We start from the raw sequence: 18,131 nt of genomic DNA, 5'->3' as shown, positions 1-18,131 counted from the left end.
AGGGTGTACCAAGTGCACAGGAATATGGGAGGCATGACATGAAAGTGTTTTCATTGATGGTCCGCATTCTTGGTGTCCTGATGCTGTTGATGGGACTGCTATGGGTCGGTCAGGGGTTCGGCATCATCCGGTGGCCCGCCGATAGTTTCATGATCGACGTGCGGCCATGGATATGGCGCGGCGCGATTCTGGCCCTCGTGGGGCTGGCGTTGATCTGGATCTCGCGGCGGATGAAGTGAGTTATTGAGCCTGTGCCGACCATTGCCTAGATAGATGTCATGACGATCGCACCCATCAGCGAATTGAACGACCGCGCCCGCGATATTTTTCGCGTTGTGGTCGAAAGCTATCTGGGCACCGGCGTGCCGGTGGGTTCACGCACGATCAGCAAACTGGTCGGTCTGAACCTTTCGCCCGCGTCAATCCGCAATGTCATGCAGGATCTGGAAGAGTTGGGCCTGCTGGCTGCGCCGCACACGTCGGCAGGCCGGATGCCGACGGAAAGCGGATTGCGTCTGTTTGTCGATGGTATGATGCAGGCAGCTGAACCGTCGGCGGAGGAAAGACGCGCGATCGAATCGCAATTGTCCGAAGGCGGGCCGATAGAAGAGGCATTGAGCGCGGCAACGGCAGTTCTGTCGGGCCTTTCGGCCTGTGCCGGAATCGTGCTGGTGCCAAAGCGCGAGCCGGTGTTGCGCCAATTTGGCTTTGTGTCGCTGTCAGAGCGGCAGGCGCTGGCTGTGCTGGTCGGGGATGATGGCAGCGTCGAAAATCGCGTGGTGGATTTGCCCCCCGGCATCGGTGCCTCCACCCTTAACGAAGCGGCGAATTATGTCAGCCGGCAGTTTGCAGGCATGACGCTGGCACAGGCGCAAGCGGTGCTTCAACAGGATATAGAGGCGGAACGCGCTGCGCTGGACAGCGCCAGCCGGGAACTGGTCGAACGCGGGCTTGCCGTCTGGTCGGCCGATAGCGAGCATAGGCCGGTGCTGATCGTGCGCGGACAGGCGAACCTGATCGATGAAAGCACAGGTGAAGATCTGGAGCGCGTGCGGCAGCTTCTTGATGAACTGGAGGGCAAGGAGGAGATTTTTCGCCTGCTCGACAATGCGCGCAAGGGCAGCGCCACGAAAATTTTCATTGGATCGGAAAATAAACTTTTCTCGCTTTCCGGTTCATCCGTGATAGCAGCCCCTTACCGTAGCACCGACGGGCGTGTTGTCGGCGTGGTGGGCGTTATTGGCCCGACGCGCTTGAACTATGCGCGGGTTGTACCCATGGTGGATTTCACTGCACAGACTTTATCGAGATTGATGAGATGACTGAAGACAAGAAGATGGAACAGGATACCGAGATCGCTGAAGATTCCCGCGATGCCAATGCAGAGGGTGCGCCCGAAGGGTCGGAAATCGATCGGCTGGGCGAACTGGAGGCGGATCTGGAACGCGCGCGGCAGGATATTCTGTATGCGCAGGCCGATACCCAGAATGTGCGCCGTCGCCTTGAAAAAGAAATTCAGGACGCGCGCGCCTATGCATCCACGGCATTTGCCCGCGACATCCTGTCAGTATCCGACAATCTTGGCCGTGCGCTGGCCGCAATCCCTGCCGAACTGCATGAAGATGAAAAATGGAAGGGCGTTATTGCTGGCTTGCAAGCGACCGGCAAGGAACTGGAAAGCGCGTTCCGCAAAAACGGTATCGAAAAGATCGAGGCGATGGGACAGGTGCTCGATCCCAACCGGCACCAGGCAATGATCGAAATGGCCAGCGATGCCGAACCCGGCACCATCGTGCAGGAAATGCAGGCCGGATATATGATCAAGGATCGCCTGCTCCGCCCCGCGCTGGTGGCTGTCGCGAAAAAACCGGATTAGCTCAAATCGTCTGCGCCCGGTTCTCGTCGCGGTGCTTTTTCAAATAGCGCATGAATGGAGTGCCGCCGGTGCCGACATCGGTGTCGTTCCCGCTGGCTGATGCGGCCTGCTTGTTGATATAGCTGGCCGCATATTCCAGGTGGCGCGTACGAAAGCGGGCTATCTGTTCGACGCAGGCGTTGAATGCCGTCCTGATCTGCGCCCCGCCATGGGCGATGCAAAAGGCGCGCAATGTACTAGATTGCGCCATATCCTCAATGAAGCGGCGGTGCAGCGGCGGGCGATAGCCGTGCAATTCCTTCAGGAATTCACGCAGCGCGTCATTTTCGTGAGTGATGCCAAAAAGCGCATCCATGGCAGGGACGATGGAACTTTGCGATCCAGTCTGACCGCAAAAGGCCTGCGGCTTGCCGCCAAAGCGTGCAACACCTTCATAGATCAGACCTTCGCCCAGTGCGGCGTTGTTTTTCCAGCCATGGATATAGGGACGCACCCGTTGAAAATAGATGGCCGGATCGCATCGTTCCGGCATCCGGTCGAACAGGGCGTTGACCTGGTCCCAGACCGTGTTCATTTCGATGAGTAACGCGGTTACGCGGTCGCTGTCGCCGGCACTGGCGGCTTCGGCAAGCTGCACGGCTTGTTCAAGTGCGCGCCCGGCTTGTGCCTCAATGGCGACGTGGATCAGGACGAACCAGTTTTCATCCTGTCCGCCCAGAAAATTCTGCACCATACGGATATTGTCGAGTGCGATCGGTCCGTCTTTGTCCACCCGCGCCCAGTTGTCGAGCACATAGCCTGAATAAGGAAGCAGGGGATATTGCCCCAACGCGTCGGCAAGCGCGACGACCGGGATCGCCAGATTGGCGGGCAGGCGCTCTGGCGGTTGCTTTTCGCCCCAGACATAGGCCTGGATCAGAAAAGCGTAGCGCACCATGGCGACGCGAATCTGCGCTTCATCCGCATCGGCAATGAACTGGCGCAGGTCCAGCAGCGGCAGTGCATCCAGCCAATGTCGTATCCGGCCCGTCGTGAGCAGCCCGGACAGCTTTCCGGCTGCATGAACGATGGGATCGAACTGGTCCGGTAGGGCGATATCGTCCATTTCGAAAGCCGCCAGAAAACCGCGCTCTGGCGTCAGGCCATAATGGCTGAGCTGCTTGAGGGGGCAATTCATTTATTCCTCTCACATATTATTTTAATGCGTGATCATAGCATATTAAAACAAGCGGGGGAATGCTGGCGGGACGGGAAAGCGACCAGCCGATTGACAATCTATGCCTCGGAAAATGGAAGAATTCCGTCATAATGTGTCAGGGGAGGCGTGCCTGGAACCGGGACTCCCCGGCGGAGCAGAAAGATGTGCCGCACAATTTCTGCCTGTTGTTCCAAGCCATAGCGCTGCAATGTCCAGCCGGGTTTCAGGCTGTAATCGTAACGGCAGAGAGGATGTCGCCTGATGATCAGCCTGATCCCGTTCTGATGTTGCCAGACATGCGTCATTTCATGGATGAACAGACCCTGCAGCGACACTGGTGAGGCGCAGAAGTCATCGCAGAACAAACGGCCTTTCGGATGGAACCAGATATGGCCGTCGGGCGCCATGGTAACGTGGCGAGGCTGGAACCAGAACCATTTGCGGTTGTGGATCACAACCCGTTCGTAATCGATCGCACCACCGAATATGGACGCGGCCAGCGTGCGCTCGGAATGGGTGAGGGGGCGGGAAGTTGAGGGCTCAATGCCCGTCATGCTCATCCTTGGACGCGGGCGCGCCATCCCCCGGCTTGCGAATCACCGCGTCATAGATGATGCGGTCGCCATTGGAAAAAATGAAGGTCAGCGGCAATTTGCCCTGCTGTTTCATCGCGGCATTGATGCCCCAGATCATGAGATGCTTGCCCCCCGGTGCGAAGGTGACGTCTGTGCGTGCAGGGATTTCGACGCTGTTTATTGGCTGCATCGACATCATACCGCCCTTTTGCATGCTTTCGTGCATGTCTACGCGAAGAACGACAGGCGATATGACCGAAAGCAGCCGGACATCCTCTTCACCGCCATGGACTGTGAAATAGCCGGCCGAGGGCGTATCGTCATTGGCCGAGAGGCGCACCCATGCCTGATCGACATACAGGACCTTTGCAGGCGCGCAGGCGGCCAGAAGCAGGGTCAGGCCCAGCAGAAGTGCGGCGGACAGACATTTTGTGGAAGCGGGAAGCATGGACACTCCAAAACGTATCATTTTTGATCAATGGCATCCTAATCGTCCAAAATCCTTGTGCCAAGGAAAAGCGCTCCTATATCCGATTTCGAAACGAACACTCTTTCGGTAGATTTCAGTTGGGAGGGGTTCGGTCAACTGCTGGTAATTTTGGGGTTAAAGAGGACAACATGGGTAAAGTTATCGGGATCGATCTGGGCACGACGAACAGTTGTGTCGCCGTCATGGATGGCGGCAAACCGAAGGTCATCGAAAATGCGGAAGGCGCGCGCACGACGCCGTCGATCGTTGCTTTCACCAAGGATGGCGAACGCCTGGTCGGCCAGCCAGCGAAGCGTCAGGCCGTTACCAATGGCGACAACACGATTTTTGCCGTGAAGCGCCTGATCGGTCGCCGGTTCGACGATCCGATGACGAAGAAGGACATGGAACTGGTCCCCTATGACATTACCAAGGGTCCGAATGGCGACGCCTGGGTCCAGGCGGGTGGCGAGGATTATTCGCCGTCGCAGATTTCCGCCTTCATCCTGCAAAAGATGAAAGAAACCGCCGAGAGCTATCTGGGTGAAACCGTCACGCAGGCGGTTATCACTGTTCCGGCCTATTTCAATGACGCCCAGCGTCAGGCAACCAAGGACGCGGGCAAGATTGCCGGTCTTGAAGTGCTGCGCATCATCAACGAACCGACGGCTGCGGCGCTCGCTTACGGGCTTGAGAAGCAGGATGGCAAGACAATCGCCGTCTATGACCTTGGCGGCGGTACGTTCGACATTTCCATTCTGGAAATCGGCGATGGCGTGTTCGAAGTGAAATCGACCAATGGCGACACCTTTCTTGGTGGTGAGGATTTCGATGCCAAGATCGTCGAATATCTGGCCGAAGGGTTCAAAAAGGATGAGGGCATTGACCTCACCAAGGACAAGCTGGCGTTGCAACGCCTGAAGGAAGCGGCTGAAAAGGCGAAGATCGAGCTGTCCTCTGCACAGACGACCGAAGTCAACCTGCCCTTCATCACCGCCGACCAGAATGGTCCCAAGCATCTGGTAAAGGCGATCAGCCGTTCCGATCTGGAGCGTCTGGTGGCCGATCTGATCAAGCGGACGCTGGAGCCATGCAAGAAGGCGCTGGCCGATGCCGGGCACAAGGCGTCGGACATTCATGAAATCGTGCTGGTGGGCGGTATGACCCGTATGCCGCGCGTGCGCGAAGTGGTGAAGGAATTTTTCGGCAAGGAACCTCACACCGGCGTGAACCCGGACGAAGTGGTTGCGATGGGCGCCGCCATACAGGCTGGGGTCCTGCAGGGCGACGTCAAGGACGTGCTTCTGCTCGACGTGACGCCGCTGTCGCTGGGCATCGAAACGCTGGGTGGCGTGTTCACCCGCATGATCGATCGCAACACGACGATCCCCAGCAAGAAAAGCCAGGTCTATTCGACCGCTGATGACAATCAGCAGGCGGTGACCATCCGCGTGTTCCAGGGCGAGCGCGAAATGGCGGCGGACAACAAGATGCTCGGTCAGTTCGACTTGGTCGGCATCCCACCCGCCCCGCGCGGCGTGCCGCAGATCGAAGTGACGTTCGACATCGACGCCAACGGCATCGTCAATGTCCATGCCAAGGACAAGGGCACTGGCAAGGAGCAGCAGATCAAGATTCAGGCATCGGGCGGTCTGTCGGAAGGCGACATCGACCAGATGGTGAAGGATGCCGAACGCTTTGCCGAAGAGGACAAGGCGCGCCGCGCGGCCGCCGAGGCCAAGAACAGCGCGGATAGCTTGATCCATACGACGGAACGCCAGCTTGCCGATCATGCCGACAAGGTGGATGAGGCATTGAAGAGCGAGATTGAAACCGCAATCGCTGCGGCCAAGGCTGCGGTGGAAAGCGATAATGTCGAGGATATGAAGAGCAAGTCCGAAGCACTGGCGCAGGTCGCCATGAAGCTGGGTCAGGCTATTTATGAAAAAGAACAGACTGCAGCAGCTTCCCCTGACGCTGCGGATACGGCGAAGACCGACGAAGACGTGGTTGACGCCGAATTCTCCGAAGTGGATGAAGACAACAAAGCGTAATATGGAATGGCGTTGCCCCGGCTTATGCCGGGGTAACGGTATAAAGCCAGGGGCGGCATGAGTATCGATATCGACTTTTATGAATTGCTTGGCGTTGAGCGGACGGCGGATGAGAAGACCCTGAAATCGGCCTATCGCCGCTTGGCGGTGCAATATCATCCCGACAAGAATAGCGGCTGCCTGGATATGGAAGCCAAATTCAAGGCGATCAACGAAGCCTATGACTGTCTGAAAGACCCCCAAAAGCGCGCCGCCTATGACCGATTTGGGCATGAAGCGTTCAGGAATGGCGGCTTTGGCGGCAATGGCGGCGGGCAGGGCGCGGGCGGCTTTTCCGATCTTGGCGATATTTTCGAAACCATATTCGGGGCCAGCGGCTTTGGCGGCGGCGGAGCTCAGCAGAACCGCCGCGGTGCTGACCTGCGGTACGATATGGAGATCAGCCTGGAAGAGGCCTATCGCGGCAAATCCACGGAAATTTCGGTGGAAGTGTCGGCATCTTGCGACGACTGCGAGGGATCGGGTGCCGCACCGGGTACGGGCGTGCATACATGCAAGGGGTGCAATGGTCATGGCAAGGTACGTGCGCAACAGGGCTTTTTCGTTGTCGAACGCACATGCCCCTCTTGTCACGGTGCTGGCCGGGTAATTGATACACCCTGTCGCGCCTGTCGCGGCGAAGGCCGTGTGGACAAGGAAAAACAGCTTACCGTCAATATTCCTGCCGGTGTGGATGAAGGCACACGCATTCGTCTAACCGGCGAGGGGGAAGCGGGGGCGCGCGGCGCACCTGCGGGCGACCTCTATATTTTCCTGCATGTGAAGCGGCACCGCATTTTCGAACGCGAAGGCACGACGCTGTTCTGCCGCGCGCCGATCAGTTTTACGACAGCGGCACTTGGCGGATGCATCACTGTGCCGGGGCTTGATCGGCATGAACATGAAATCCGCATCCCCCCCGGCATTCAGTCCGGCAAGCAATTGCGCCAGCGCGGGGCGGGCATGCCGGTGCTCAATGGGCGTGGCCATGGTGATATGGTGATCCAGATCGATGTCGAAACGCCGACAAGCCTTACCGCGCAGCAGAAGGATTTACTGGAACAGTTCCGCGAAACCGAAACCGGGGCTGAATGCCCACAGTCGACAGGCTTCTTCAGTAAACTGAAGGAAATGTGGGACGATTTGACCGACGGATAATGGATAACGAAGTAAGCCCCTCCCTGGCAAGGGAGGGGCTTTTCTGATCTACCCCGGTTCAGAAACGATGGGGATTATTTGCTGGTTTCAGCGGATTTTTCCTGGGACTTGGCCTCCTTTTTGACCTCTCCCTTGCCCATGGCGGAAACCAGCGCATTGCCAGAGCCGGTGAAATTGGCGGCGGGCAGTTCGGCAACGCGATCACCACTTTCGACAATGACCGACTGAACGACGCCCTGACCATTGGCGCGGACCGATTGAACCGTACCGATAGCTTTGCCGCGTGCATCCGCGATCGTCATGCCGGGTTGGACCGCGAACATGCCGTTTCCGCTCGCCGCGCCCGATCCAGAGGCTGCCAACTGACCCAGATTGCCAAAGGCCAAAGCGTTTCCGTTGCCAGACGCATTGCCCGAAGCACTGCCAGCGCCATTGGCTGCGCCGGACGCGCTGGATATGGCGCCCTGCGCCGCGCCGCTTGCTGTACCGCGTGCCGTTCCGGCAACGCCTGCCGCCTGATCGCGAACGCCGCTGACGGTGCTGCCGACGGCATCGGTGCCGATCAACTGGGCAGACCCTTCACCACTGGCGGAACCTGATGCATTGCCGCTGGCCGAACCACCCAGCGTCTGACCCACGACATCGGTTGCGCTGCCAGCCGAGCCCGAAGCGCTGCCCGAGCCGTTGGCCTTGGTCGAAGCGCGACCCGAACGGGTGTCGATGCTTTTGTCGACATCCAGAGCGCCCCTGCCGCTACCTGTTACGCTGCCAACGGTGCTGCCTCCGATCGGACCCAGACCGCCGCCGCCCAATGTGCCGCCAAGCGTACCGCCCAATCCGCCGCCGAGCATTCCACCACCGCTGCCGCCCAGAAGCTGTGCGGAAGCAGGGGCTGCCAACATGGCGACAGCAATGGCTGCTGTGCTGATCAATGTCTTTTTCATCTCTCATCTCCTTCATCAAAGAGCGGTTGGAAATCCGGCTCATGGGAAGGGAACGAGAGGGCGGAGGGATTTAATCCCGGCACCCGAATTTTTTTCAGGGTTCGTTGCGGCACGTTCCGCAAACAAGGCCGCGGCCATAAAGTTTATCAGGCCCTTTTTTGCCCAGATCCTGCGCCTCACCAGCCAGTGCCTGCATGGCCGCGCTCATATTGCCACGCTGCAGATGGCGGTAGAGCCTGCCAGCGACAAAGGGTGCGGCAAAGGACGTGCCGCGCACCCGCGCTGACTCTCCATTGATACTGGCTGCAATCATGTCCGCGCCCGGCGCGGCATAATCGAGATGGAGCGCGCGACCGGCCTCAATCAATGCGCGGTCCCTCGCATCGACTCCGGTGACTGCGATCACGCCTTTATAGGACGCTGGAAAGGCAGGCGGCGCGGCAGGACCATCATTGCCGACAGCGGCCACCACGATCATGCCTTTGCGGCGAGCAGCAGCGACCGCTCCAGACAGCAGTGGATTATCCGGTCCGACAAGGCTGATGGTCACGATGCGCACGCCATTGGCTGCCATCCACCCCAATGCCCGCGCAATGGCGATGGCATTGCCGCCAGCCGGATCACGCCCGTAAATATCCGCGACCAACAAGGGAGCCGCAGGCGCAGCGCCCTTGACGGTGCCATTGCCCGCAATCAGCGATGCAACCGCAGTGGCATGGCCGCTTGGCGCGGGCGCGCCTTTTGCAAAACCGCGCTGGTCAATAGGGCCGGTGAGCGAGGGATGTTTGCCGACCCCGCCGTCGATCAGGCCAATCGCGCGGCCTGCACTGCCCTTGCCAGCGGCTAAAGCGCCGCCGCCAGCCAATGCATTACCGCTCTGGAAATAAATGGGGTTGCTGCCGATCTGTGCCCCGGGCGCAATGGCGCGGGCACGCCTGATGCTTTTTGCAAGGCTTTGTCCAGCAGGTGCTTGCAAGCGGACAAAGCCCATGTCCAGTCCGTCCACATCCTCAGGCGCTGCCTTAAATCCCTCCGCCTGCAATTGCTTCAGATCCTTGTCCGACAGCCCGGTTGCTACCACCACGCCACGTTCCGCCGGGTAGCGGTGATCGTCCCATTCAAGATGTTCGGGATTGCGCCGGATGAGGCCGGACAGCCTGTCCAGCCGCGCGTCAAGCAATGTGCGTGCTACTTGTGCGGGTGACAGTCGGGATATGTCGGGCAGACCCAGCCCTTCTGTTGCCCGCCCCACCGGCCCTGTCACATCGGGTATGGCAATGCCGCCCGGCAAATTCAATTGTGCGGACCCCGACGCCGACAACATCAGCAGCGGCAAGACTGCGGTCATGTAAAGCGTACCGCGCATGGTGATGGTCCTTTTCTTTTTTCCTGCACTTCATAGGATGCCAGAAAGATCCTGTCTGTGGGATTAAACGGCTGTGCTGGATCGTTTCATCCTCAGGAACGGAAAAATGGAGTCCTGATGGCCTTTGAAAGCGAATTGCTGGCTCTGTTGCCGCGCTTGCGCCGGTTTGCGGCAAGCCTGTCGCGCAACGCCGCCGATGGCGACGACCTGTGTCAGGCGGCATTGGAGCGGGCGCTCAAATCGCGGCATTTGTGGGAGGAAGGCACAAGACTCGATAGCTGGATGTACAGGATCATGCGGAATATGTGGATCGACGAAGTGCGGGCTAGGCAAAGGCGCGCAAAAACTTTTGTGGTGGAGGAGGCAGGCGAGAATGTCGGCGATCCGGGCGACCACCGGATGGAAGCCGCGGCTGAACTGTCCATGGTCGAACGCGCGCTCGACCGTCTGCCCGATGAGCAGCGAGAGGTGATCGCGCTCGTCATGATTGAAGGGCTGGCCTACAAGGACGCCGCCGAAATACTGGATATTCCCATGGGCACGCTGACGTCCCGGCTGGTGCGCGGACGGAGCGCCCTGTTGGTGGAACTGGGAGAAGCGGCATGAATATCACCGACGAAATGCTGGTCGCTTTTGCCGATGGAGAGCTTGATCCCAAGACGCGCAAGGTCGTGATGCGGGCCGTGGCGGCTGATCCTGAACTGGCGCGCAAGCTGGCTGCACACCAGCGCTTGCGTGAAACATTGTCGAATCATTTCGCGCCGATAGCGGAGCAAGCTGTGCCCGAACATCTAACGATGTTGTTGAAGAATCCCGATAAAAGCGAAGCCCCCAAGGTTGTCGATCTGGCCGCCATTCGCGCTGAACGGGCGCAAGCACAACCGCGTCGCTGGCTTCCCGCATGGGGGAATGTAGCGGCAATTGCGGCAACTCTGGTGCTTGGTCTTGCAGTCGGGCAAACCATGGATAGCAGTGGCGGCCCGATTTCAGTGAGCGATGGCGCAATGGTGGCCGATGGATCACTGAAAAAAACACTCGATACCCAGCTCGCTTCTGCGCAGGGGGCTGGCGTTCAGGGAGCAAGTGGAGAAATCCGCGTCGGCCTTACCTTTCGCAGCAAAACCGGCAGCATCTGCCGGACCTTTGAGGGGTCGGCCATGTCGGGCCTTGCTTGCCGCGCCGACGGAAGATGGCGGCTGGAGCAACTTTTGCCCGGCGCCGCAACAGGGAGCGCTTACAGGCAGGCCTCTTCGGGCGATCCTCGCCTTGCCGCCAATGTGCAGGACATGATCGCCGGGACGCCCTTTGATGCAAACGCCGAACGGGCGGCGCGGGACAAGGGGTGGAGGTGAGCCATCAGCTGAGCGTGGCTATCGTAGTGATAGCGTTTGACGGTCGCTTTGTTGATTTTCGTTGAGAGTTGACCCGGGATTTTCATCGAGAAGTGATCCGGGTGGAAGCTGTGTCCCGCATTGCGGTCATTGGGTCAAGTCGTGGATTTGTCCTTTCTCGTTTTGGGAGCTGCGGAGCTGGCCCTGAACCGGAAGCTGTCGTTTCCGGTTTCAAAGATATGACAGTGGTGGGTGAGCCGATCCAGCAGGGCGGTGGTCATCCTGGCGTCGTCGAACACGCCGGCCCACTCGCTGGTCGACCGTGGCGAAGAACCTACACCGTGAAATCGAATAGCAACACGGCGACCAATTCGCCTTCATCGCCCAAAAATGGGCTTCTTCAACAGCCTGCTAGACATCCCCATGTGAGGATCGCGACGGTGCCGTCGATGTCCTCAAGGCGGTGCGCCAGCGCTTTCCCTGGTTGCGCCAAATCTTCGCCGATGGCGGTTTAGCGCTGGCATTGTGTCGCTCGACCAGCTAGCATTTTTTCTAACGAGAGAATTTGCCCCGATGCAAACGCGTTAAAACTCGGAGAGCGACATGCCCCAGGAAGCAGGATTTCAAATTTTCAGGAAAGCGGATGCTTATCGGTTCGGCACGGAAGGAGTGCTTACGACCGATCCGACCGAAGTCCAGGCAGACGGCCTCCAGCGGATGATCGAGGCAGGAGTGATGGACGGGGCCGAGATGACGATGTTGGTAAATTTGCCGGGGTTCGGGCTAGTTCATGCATGGATCAAGAAGGATTATCCCCTTCCGCTCCACAGCCATAGTGGCGACGGCCTCTACTACATTATCTCGGGAACGCTTCGGCTGGGGACCGAGACTTTGGGCCCCGGCGATAGCGTGTTCATTCCCGCCAACGTTCCGTACACCTATCGCGCGGGGCCGGAAGGCGTCGAGCTTCTGGAGTTCCAGCATACCCTTGACGTCGATTTCAAGAACTATTCGAAGAACCGCGCCTTTTACGACAAGGCCGTCTCGACCATTCTGGCGAACCGAGACGCGTGGCGCGAAGCCGAAAAGCCGCGCGCTGGGGATGAATTTAGGCCGCGTGCCTGATCAACTTGGCGCGCAAAGTGCAAGCTGAGCGTTCGAGGCGCCTAATATCAAACCCCAGACGAGGCCTGCACTCCGCTAATTTACGCCGCGAGTTGTACCAAATGTTGTGAGGACGGACAGGCATATAAGTGCCGCGGGACATAGAGGTGAGGAGAAGATTATGAACGATCCCGTGGAAGGCCGCCGGATTATCGTTACTGGCGCAGCGGGGGGAATTGGCTCGGGCGTGCTCAAGGGACTATCTGCCCGTGGCGCCAGGCTGGCCGCCGTCTACAATCGCGGCGAACCCAGCGAAGACCTGCGCGCGGTCGCCATCTGGCGGCAGTGTGACTTGAGCGACAAGGATCAGGTGGTCCGCTGCTTTTCCGATCTTTCACAGGAGCTCGGCGGGCTTGACGCATTGGTCAACATTGCCGGCAAATGGCAGGCTGGCCCTGCGGAAGAGGTTGACGAGGCCCAGATCGATTACCTCATCGGCGCCAATCTGAAGTCGGCGATCTTCTCCAACCAGGCGGCCTTCGAACTGATGAAGGCTACCGGCGGCCGCATCATCAACTGCGGGTCGGTTGAAGGCGTGGAAGGCAATCTCATCTCGCCCGTCTATGCTTCGGCGAAGGCGGCCTTGCACGGGTGGACACGATCAGCTGCCAAGAGCTGGGGCCAATACAATATCACCGTCAATTGCATCGCGCCTGCGATGTGGACGTCGGTGTACCAAAACATCCGCGACGGGATGACCAAGGAGCAGCTCGAATGGTTTGACGCGGGGCTGGCCGAGAAAATCCCGATCAAAGGCAACCTTGGTGATGCGGAAACCGACTGCACGCCGCTCATCGCTTTTCTGGCGAGCGAAGGGTCCGGGTTCATGACCGGTCAGCTGCTTGCTGTGGATGGCGGCCTTCGGATGCTCGGCGCCTGAACGGGGATATGGCAATATCCGAACGACGGGTCTGTCGGGTGCTTGGCCAGCATCGCCAATCCCAAGCCCTTCCGCTGGACCAAATCCGCCGACGATATCCTCGCTTCTATCGAGCGCTTCTGCCTCAGAAATATGCCTGAGCGAACTTCTGGTTCAGGACGCTAACGGCGTGGGGTTTCCGGGGGCATTGGTTCCACCAGCCTGCGTCCCAGCCGGTCGCGCCGGACCGCCTTACCAAGTGGTACCAGCGGGAATAGTATCTGCCGCACCCAGTGGTGCTCGCCGCCGGGGACGCCATAGCGCCAGGGGCGGCCTGCTGGAATGTGCAGGGTTCCGAATATCCGGTCGAACACCGTGAGCATCGTGTTGAAGTTGCGATAGGCCTTCCCATCCCGCCCGTAGCCGTGATGAACGTGGTGGATCCGCGGCGTCACGAAGCACAATTCAAATACCTCGACCAGCCGCGCGCCGCCTGGAACGTGTGCGATGATCGCGTCGTCCCAGCGCCAGTCGCTGTGTGTGATACCGTTCCACAGCAGCATCATCAGGAAGAACAGGCCAGCGGCCTCGATCTGGCCAAGATAGATCGCCAGCGCCGCAAGCCAGTTATAGGGGTGAACAAAGCCCCAGAAGACATTCGAGCGAAAGAGCAGGGTCACGTTCACGTAAGGCGCGGAGTGGTGCGTGCGGTGCATGCCGTAAAGCAGCTTGTGGCCGATGGAATCGTGCGCCCAACGATGAACCCAGTATTGCGCGAACTCGGCACTCACGAGCAGCACAAGGAAACTCGCCAGGATTGGCGCCCCGCTCAGCGTGCCCTTCCACTGCGGCAGGAGCAGGCCGATTACGAAAGCGGTGAGCATCGCCAGAACGGGCCGGAGCGCGAACGAACTGATGAGCGCCGAGGCGACCAGGAAGCCATCCTGTAGGCGATGGACGCCCCGGTGGCGACCTTGCACCAGTTCGGTGACAAACAGTGCGGCGACGGCCGCGAGCACCCAGGTTTGCAATGTCATGACATCCTTCTCGATCTTTCTCTAAGTATCGAGCGAGCGTCATCATATGTCTAATGCAAAGTTTTGACAAAATCGATGCATTAGAGTTATGGATGCGGAATGGATCTTCGTAAGCTTCGCCATGTCCATGTCCTGGCCGAGGAGGGCAACTTCACCCGAGCGGCTCGGCGGCTGAACCTGACCCAGCCGGCCTTGACCCGCAGTGTCCAGAGTCTCGAGACGGCGCTCTCGCTGCGACTGTTCGACCGACACGCTGGCGGCGTTCGCCCGACGGTGGACGGTGAGCGCGTGCTCGAACATGCGCGTGCCATGCTCCGGCTCGAATCGAGCTTGCGCAGTGAGGTCGGACTGTTGGCCCGCGGCGACGCCGGACGCGTCGCCTTCGGCATCGGCCCGATGCTCGTGCCGATCCTGGGGCCGGTGCTTGCGAGGGTGCTCGGCAAAGCGCCCATGCTCGAGGTCCGGGTCGAGATCGAGTCCGTACATGTGCTTGCTGAACTGTTGCTCGACAACCGTATCGATTTCTTCGTGGCGGACATCCTCCATGCCCGCACCGTGGCGGATCTGGAAGCGACCGAACTCCACGCTATCGCCGCCGGCTACTTCATCCGCGCGGACCATCCTTTGGCTGGCCGGGCGGCGATCTCCGCCGCGGATCTGCGCGCCTATCCTCTGGCCTCGCCCGCCCTCGTCTCCGGCGGCGAGGTATTGCTCGACGCGCCGGTACCGGCGATCACTTGCGAGGATTGCGCAACACTGAAACAGGTGACTCTCGCGACCGACGCGGTGATGCTGGGCATGAACCTGTCGATGCAGCCGGAACTGGACGAAGGGCGGATCGTCGCGCTCCCGGTGGTTCTGACTCCCGGAGGACACTCGCAGGTAGGTGTGGTCCAGCGCGCGGGGCGAACCCGATCGGCCGCCGCGCAACGGATCATTGCCGCGTTCGACGCCGAACTCGCTTTTCATGCGAAGACCGCAAGCGGATCTGCGTGATCAGCAGCAAGCACGAAAGCGGCGATCGCCGAATAAGCTGTCGTTCCGAGGACCAATGCGCCTCCGCGATAGCCAACATCCGTTCAGCAGCGTTCAAACAGGAAACTCGCCCGTCATAGTGGGTTAGACTGCTTCAAGTCGAAGCCTCTTGCCTTGCCACCATTGCCTATGCTCATACACCTCCAAGCCACCAAGACTGAAGACATGGGAGAGACGTGTGGGTAGAACATCCTGCTTTGGGCATCGCCAACGTGGTATGGCAAAGCCTGGGTCGGGGCCGATCCTCCGCGTAATTTTGAGAAAGTCTGCATCATGTACATGACCCAGGCGCTGCATCGCCACAGGCGCCAGTCCCCCGGCACTTGTGCCGCAAGGGACGCGATCACCGAGTTGACGTGGGCAGAGCTTGCCAACCGGGTAGCGCGCTTTGCCGGCGCCCTGGTCCGTGATGGACTTGTGCAGGGCGATCGCGTGGCCATGCTTGCGCGCAACGAAGTCGATTACATGGTCTATGTCCTGGGCACCTTCTGGGCGGGCGGGGTGATAAATCCCGTGAACTGGCGCTGGACGCCCGCCGAGATCGCTCACTCCCTGGTCGACTGCGAAACCAGGTTCCTGATCGTAAGCGAAGAATTCGCCGACCTTGTGGAAGTGATCCTGCCAGCCGCCCCTTGCGTAAAAAGAACGATTGTGAAGCGCAGCAGTCCGGGTGCGCACGCGATCGCCTATCACGATTGGCTGGCAGGTGCCGATCCGCTGTCCGACAGTTTGCGCCGCGGCGATGATTTGGCCGCGATCATGTACACCGGCGGAACCACCGGCCGGGCCAAGGGCGTAATGCTCAGTCACAACAATCTTGCCGCGTCCGTATTCGGCATGGCTCTGGCGACCGACGAACCGGCGGCTGCGCGCGTGCTTCACGTGGCCCCCCTGTTCCACATCGGCGCGCTGATGAATCTCTTTACCGGCGTTTCGGGCGGCGCGGCCAGCTACTTCCTCCCTTCCTTCGAACCTGTTTCAGTGATCCAGGCAATCGAACGGTGGCAGATCACCGAGCTGTTCCTGGTTCCCACCATGATCAGCATGGTGATCCACCATCCCGATTTCGCCTCGCATGACGTTTCATGCCTGAAGCGCCTGCGATACGGAGCGGCGCCGATCGACGAACGCCTGCTTGATGAAGCCATGGCCGCCTTCCCCGATGCCGGGTTCGTGCAAGGCTACGGCATGACGGAGCTTTCTCCCGTGGCGACGATCCTGCCGCCGGCCGATCATCTGCCGCAGAACCGTACCGCCGCCCGGCTTCGCTCCGCCGGTCGTGCAACGCCTACTTGCGAAGTGCGGGTTGTGGGTCCAGACGATCGCGAATTACCGGTGGGCGAAGTTGGCGAAATCGCCGCCCGAGGCCCGAACGTGATGCTCGGATATTGGGGATTGCCCGAGGAAACGGCCAAGGTCATCAGGGATGGCTGGATGTACACGGGCGACATCGGGATGATGGACGCTGATGGTTACGTGACTATCGTCGATCGCTCGAAGGACATGATCGTGACGGGCGGCGAGAACGTCTATTCGACCGAAGTGGAGAACGCCATCGCCACGCACGGCGATGTCGCGGCCGTCGCCGTCATCGCCGTGAAGGATATTGTTTGGGGCGAGCGCGTTCACGCCGTCATCGTGCCCAGGCGCGGTGCTTCGCCGCCCGCGGAAAGCATCGTCGAACACTGCCGTGGCACTTTGGCTGGCTACAAAATCCCGCGAAGCATGGAATTCACCGAGGAATTGCCGCTTTCAGCTGCGGGCAAGGTGCTGAAGAACATTCTTCGCGCAAAGGCATCTGCCGAGGCATCGCGGGACTAGCTGTTTGGTCCCGGAGTTTGATGGTGCATTGTTCAGCCATCAATGGAAGGATGCACTATGGGACAGATTCGACATGGGAGCGCCGGCAGGTGCTGTCAGTCCAATGCGAACTTGTCTCTGTCAGCGGCCAACAAGTCGAGTAGAGAGATTTTCATGAAGCCCATTTCCTACAAGCGCCACCGGTTTCCGCCCGATACGATCCGGCTGGCCGTGTGGCTCTATTACCGGTTCACGACGAGCCTGCGCGACGTCGAGGAGATGCTCGCCGAACGTGGCATTGACGTCACCTACGAGACCGTTCGCTGCTGGGCCAACAAGTTCGGCCCGCCCATCGCCGCCAACATTCGTCGCAGGCGCGGACGCGCTGACTCGGTCTGGCATCTTGACGAGATGGTCGTGCGCATCAATGACAAACGGCTCGACTTTGGGATGATCCCCCGGATCATCCGTCGTCTGCACTTCATGTGGTGTGCTATCGACAAGGAAGGTTCTCGACGTTCTCGTCCAGACACGCCGGAACAAGGCGGCAGCGCTGAAATTGCTCAGGGCACTGCTTAAGAACCAGGGCCGCGTACCGGATGAAATCGTGACCGATGGCCTCGCTTCGTACAAGGCGGCGCTGCGAGAGCTGGGCTGTCTCAAGTGTCACAAACCAGGCCGGTTACGAGACAACAACAGGGTTGAAAATTCCCATCTGCCGGTCCGGCGACGAGAACGAAAGATGCAGCGGTTCAAATCCCAGGGTCAGGCTCAGCGCTTCGTTTCCACCCACGGTGCCATCTGCAATATCTTCAACATCGAACGTCACCTGATCTCCCGAAAGACAATGCGCCTGTCCCGAACCTCCGCCATGGAGGAGTGGCTCACTGCGTCCGCTGCTGCGGTATGAGTTTTCAGATCGCAGTTTCGTCGCGAATTGAAAAAGTTACCCGGACAGTCCCGGTGACACCATTATCGAAACTGCGGCCTCGTCACCGTCATCAAACTCTCACGCAACCTGCTCAGGTAACCCTAACACTAACCCTAACAGCTGACCGCGCTTGAGGCGAATTGGGGCGTACAGCGACGAACACCCCATCTCCAAAAGCTCAGGATTTCCGCGGGTTTTCGTACAACGGCGAATCATGGCGAACAGGGGGCTGGCGGGCCGAAGCCGAAGAAACAGAGAACTACACTTACGCTATAGCCCTCCAAAATGCCTGATG

General features: G+C 59.5%; 17 protein-coding genes and 3 pseudogenes. 13 read left to right on the top strand and 7 right to left on the bottom strand.

Annotation, left to right across the window (positions count from 1 at the left end; all coding sequences use genetic code 11):
* The first annotated feature begins 38 nt into the window (after positions 1 to 38).
* Genes L3X40_RS09915 through grpE form a run of 3 tightly spaced genes read left to right on the top strand, consistent with a single transcriptional unit; the run spans position 39 to position 1,876 of the window.
* Entirely contained in the window at positions 39 to 239 is a 201-nt protein-coding gene (locus L3X40_RS09915; RefSeq protein WP_237365485.1) for a hypothetical protein, read from the top strand.
* A 39-nt stretch (positions 240 to 278) separates the two neighbouring features.
* A complete protein-coding gene (hrcA, locus tag L3X40_RS09910; protein WP_237365484.1) occupies positions 279 to 1,322 on the top strand; it encodes a heat-inducible transcriptional repressor HrcA in 1,044 nt (347 codons plus the stop codon).
* Positions 1,319 to 1,876 (top strand): nucleotide exchange factor GrpE, encoded by a 558-nt coding sequence (grpE, locus tag L3X40_RS09905; protein WP_237365483.1) that lies wholly within the window; start codon positions 1,319 to 1,321, stop codon positions 1,874 to 1,876. Before hrcA ends, grpE begins: the two co-directional genes overlap by 4 nt.
* Before the next feature lies 1 nt (position 1,877).
* On the opposite strand, the gene L3X40_RS09900 is transcribed toward grpE, so the two are convergent.
* From L3X40_RS09900 to L3X40_RS09890, 3 genes are all read right to left on the bottom strand, one after another.
* Entirely contained in the window at positions 1,878 to 3,053 is a 1,176-nt protein-coding gene (locus L3X40_RS09900) for an indoleamine 2,3-dioxygenase (RefSeq protein WP_237365482.1), read from the bottom strand.
* Positions 3,054 to 3,151: 98 nt separating this feature from the next.
* Positions 3,152 to 3,628 carry a vgr related protein gene (locus L3X40_RS09895; protein ID WP_237365481.1) on the bottom strand — a complete coding sequence of 159 codons (477 nt, stop codon included), beginning with the start codon at positions 3,626 to 3,628 and terminating at the stop codon, positions 3,152 to 3,154.
* Positions 3,615 to 4,097, bottom strand: coding sequence for a copper chaperone PCu(A)C (locus L3X40_RS09890; protein WP_237365480.1), 483 nt, complete (start codon positions 4,095 to 4,097; stop codon positions 3,615 to 3,617). Before L3X40_RS09890 ends, L3X40_RS09895 begins: the two co-directional genes overlap by 14 nt.
* A 170-nt stretch (positions 4,098 to 4,267) precedes the next feature.
* Here L3X40_RS09890 and dnaK point away from each other — a divergent pair, with 170 nt between their 5' ends.
* Entirely contained in the window at positions 4,268 to 6,172 is a 1,905-nt protein-coding gene (gene dnaK / locus L3X40_RS09885) for a molecular chaperone DnaK (protein WP_237365479.1), read from the top strand.
* Positions 6,173 to 6,229: 57 nt separating this feature from the next.
* Positions 6,230 to 7,369 (top strand): molecular chaperone DnaJ, encoded by a 1,140-nt coding sequence (gene dnaJ, locus L3X40_RS09880; RefSeq protein ID WP_237365478.1) that lies wholly within the window; start codon positions 6,230 to 6,232, stop codon positions 7,367 to 7,369.
* Positions 7,370 to 7,443: 74 nt separating this feature from the next.
* Here the strand turns inward: dnaJ and L3X40_RS09875 are convergent, their stop codons facing one another.
* Complete coding sequence (locus L3X40_RS09875; RefSeq protein WP_237365477.1) at positions 7,444 to 8,313, bottom strand: hypothetical protein; 870 nt, start codon at positions 8,311 to 8,313, stop codon at positions 7,444 to 7,446.
* Between the two features lie 94 nt (positions 8,314 to 8,407).
* Positions 8,408 to 9,679 (bottom strand): S8 family serine peptidase, encoded by a 1,272-nt coding sequence (locus L3X40_RS09870; protein WP_237365476.1) that lies wholly within the window; start codon positions 9,677 to 9,679, stop codon positions 8,408 to 8,410.
* Between the two features lie 117 nt (positions 9,680 to 9,796).
* On the opposite strand from L3X40_RS09870, the gene L3X40_RS09865 reads away from it, so the two are divergent.
* Together L3X40_RS09865 and L3X40_RS09860 are read left to right on the top strand one after the other, a co-directional pair.
* Positions 9,797 to 10,285 carry an RNA polymerase sigma factor gene (locus L3X40_RS09865; RefSeq protein ID WP_237365475.1) on the top strand — a complete coding sequence of 163 codons (489 nt, stop codon included), beginning with the start codon at positions 9,797 to 9,799 and terminating at the stop codon, positions 10,283 to 10,285.
* A complete protein-coding gene (locus L3X40_RS09860; RefSeq protein ID WP_237365474.1) occupies positions 10,282 to 11,031 on the top strand; it encodes an anti-sigma factor family protein in 750 nt (249 codons plus the stop codon). Before L3X40_RS09865 ends, L3X40_RS09860 begins: the two co-directional genes overlap by 4 nt.
* Before the next feature lie 134 nt (positions 11,032 to 11,165).
* Here the strand turns inward: L3X40_RS09860 and L3X40_RS09855 are convergent.
* Positions 11,166 to 11,330: pseudogene (locus tag L3X40_RS09855) on the bottom strand (ATP-binding protein); the annotation flags it as partial.
* Between the two features lie 107 nt (positions 11,331 to 11,437).
* On the opposite strand from L3X40_RS09855, the pseudogene L3X40_RS09850 reads away from it, so the two are divergent.
* From L3X40_RS09850 to L3X40_RS09840, 3 genes and pseudogenes are all read left to right on the top strand, one after another.
* Positions 11,438 to 11,527: pseudogene (locus tag L3X40_RS09850) on the top strand (IS5/IS1182 family transposase); the annotation flags it as partial.
* An 86-nt stretch (positions 11,528 to 11,613) separates the two neighbouring features.
* Positions 11,614 to 12,135: a cupin domain-containing protein gene (locus L3X40_RS09845; protein WP_237365473.1), complete on the top strand. Its 522-nt coding sequence runs from the start codon at positions 11,614 to 11,616 to the stop codon at positions 12,133 to 12,135.
* Between the two features lie 160 nt (positions 12,136 to 12,295).
* Positions 12,296 to 13,054 carry an SDR family NAD(P)-dependent oxidoreductase gene (locus tag L3X40_RS09840; protein ID WP_237365472.1) on the top strand — a complete coding sequence of 253 codons (759 nt, stop codon included), beginning with the start codon at positions 12,296 to 12,298 and terminating at the stop codon, positions 13,052 to 13,054.
* Positions 13,055 to 13,215: 161 nt separating this feature from the next.
* Here the strand turns inward: L3X40_RS09840 and L3X40_RS09835 are convergent, their stop codons facing one another.
* Positions 13,216 to 14,070, bottom strand: a complete 855-nt coding sequence (locus tag L3X40_RS09835; RefSeq protein ID WP_237365471.1) for a sterol desaturase family protein — start codon at positions 14,068 to 14,070, stop codon at positions 13,216 to 13,218.
* A gap of 99 nt (positions 14,071 to 14,169) precedes the next feature.
* On the opposite strand from L3X40_RS09835, the gene L3X40_RS09830 reads away from it, so the two are divergent.
* The 3 genes and pseudogenes from L3X40_RS09830 to L3X40_RS09820 all read left to right on the top strand — a co-directional run bounded on the left by L3X40_RS09830 (position 14,170) and on the right by L3X40_RS09820 (position 17,815).
* Positions 14,170 to 15,066, top strand: a complete 897-nt coding sequence (locus L3X40_RS09830) for a LysR family transcriptional regulator (RefSeq protein WP_237365470.1) — start codon at positions 14,170 to 14,172, stop codon at positions 15,064 to 15,066.
* 318 nt (positions 15,067 to 15,384) lie between these two features.
* Positions 15,385 to 16,926 (top strand): long-chain-fatty-acid--CoA ligase, encoded by a 1,542-nt coding sequence (locus tag L3X40_RS09825; protein WP_237365469.1) that lies wholly within the window; start codon positions 15,385 to 15,387, stop codon positions 16,924 to 16,926.
* A gap of 153 nt (positions 16,927 to 17,079) precedes the next feature.
* Positions 17,080 to 17,815 (top strand): annotated as a pseudogene (locus tag L3X40_RS09820) (IS6 family transposase).
* Positions 17,816 to 18,131 lie beyond the last annotated feature (316 nt).

It is taken from the genome of Rhizorhapis sp. SPR117, assembly GCF_021742065.1.
The sequence above is the reverse complement of the archived record's forward strand: the minus strand, read 5'-3'. Positions and strand labels throughout refer to the sequence as shown.

Bases quoted from the DNA above. Each gene is read 5' to 3' on its own strand.
- L3X40_RS09915 (WP_237365485.1), top strand. From the start codon at position 39: ATGAAAGTGTTTTCATTGATGGTCCGCATTCTTGGTGTCCTGATGCTG.
- hrcA (WP_237365484.1), top strand. From the start codon at position 279: ATGACGATCGCACCCATCAGCGAATTGAACGACCGCGCCCGCGATATT.
- grpE (WP_237365483.1), top strand. From the start codon at position 1,319: ATGACTGAAGACAAGAAGATGGAACAGGATACCGAGATCGCTGAAGAT.
- L3X40_RS09900 (WP_237365482.1), bottom strand. From the start codon at position 3,053: ATGAATTGCCCCCTCAAGCAGCTCAGCCATTATGGCCTGACGCCAGAG.
- L3X40_RS09895 (WP_237365481.1), bottom strand. From the start codon at position 3,628: ATGACGGGCATTGAGCCCTCAACTTCCCGCCCCCTCACCCATTCCGAG.
- L3X40_RS09890 (WP_237365480.1), bottom strand. From the start codon at position 4,097: ATGCTTCCCGCTTCCACAAAATGTCTGTCCGCCGCACTTCTGCTGGGC.
- dnaK (WP_237365479.1), top strand. From the start codon at position 4,268: ATGGGTAAAGTTATCGGGATCGATCTGGGCACGACGAACAGTTGTGTC.
- dnaJ (WP_237365478.1), top strand. From the start codon at position 6,230: ATGAGTATCGATATCGACTTTTATGAATTGCTTGGCGTTGAGCGGACG.
- L3X40_RS09875 (WP_237365477.1), bottom strand. From the start codon at position 8,313: ATGAAAAAGACATTGATCAGCACAGCAGCCATTGCTGTCGCCATGTTG.
- L3X40_RS09870 (WP_237365476.1), bottom strand. From the start codon at position 9,679: ATGCGCGGTACGCTTTACATGACCGCAGTCTTGCCGCTGCTGATGTTG.
- L3X40_RS09865 (WP_237365475.1), top strand. From the start codon at position 9,797: ATGGCCTTTGAAAGCGAATTGCTGGCTCTGTTGCCGCGCTTGCGCCGG.
- L3X40_RS09860 (WP_237365474.1), top strand. From the start codon at position 10,282: ATGAATATCACCGACGAAATGCTGGTCGCTTTTGCCGATGGAGAGCTT.
- L3X40_RS09845 (WP_237365473.1), top strand. From the start codon at position 11,614: ATGCCCCAGGAAGCAGGATTTCAAATTTTCAGGAAAGCGGATGCTTAT.
- L3X40_RS09840 (WP_237365472.1), top strand. From the start codon at position 12,296: ATGAACGATCCCGTGGAAGGCCGCCGGATTATCGTTACTGGCGCAGCG.
- L3X40_RS09835 (WP_237365471.1), bottom strand. From the start codon at position 14,070: ATGACATTGCAAACCTGGGTGCTCGCGGCCGTCGCCGCACTGTTTGTC.
- L3X40_RS09830 (WP_237365470.1), top strand. From the start codon at position 14,170: ATGGATCTTCGTAAGCTTCGCCATGTCCATGTCCTGGCCGAGGAGGGC.
- L3X40_RS09825 (WP_237365469.1), top strand. From the start codon at position 15,385: ATGACCCAGGCGCTGCATCGCCACAGGCGCCAGTCCCCCGGCACTTGT.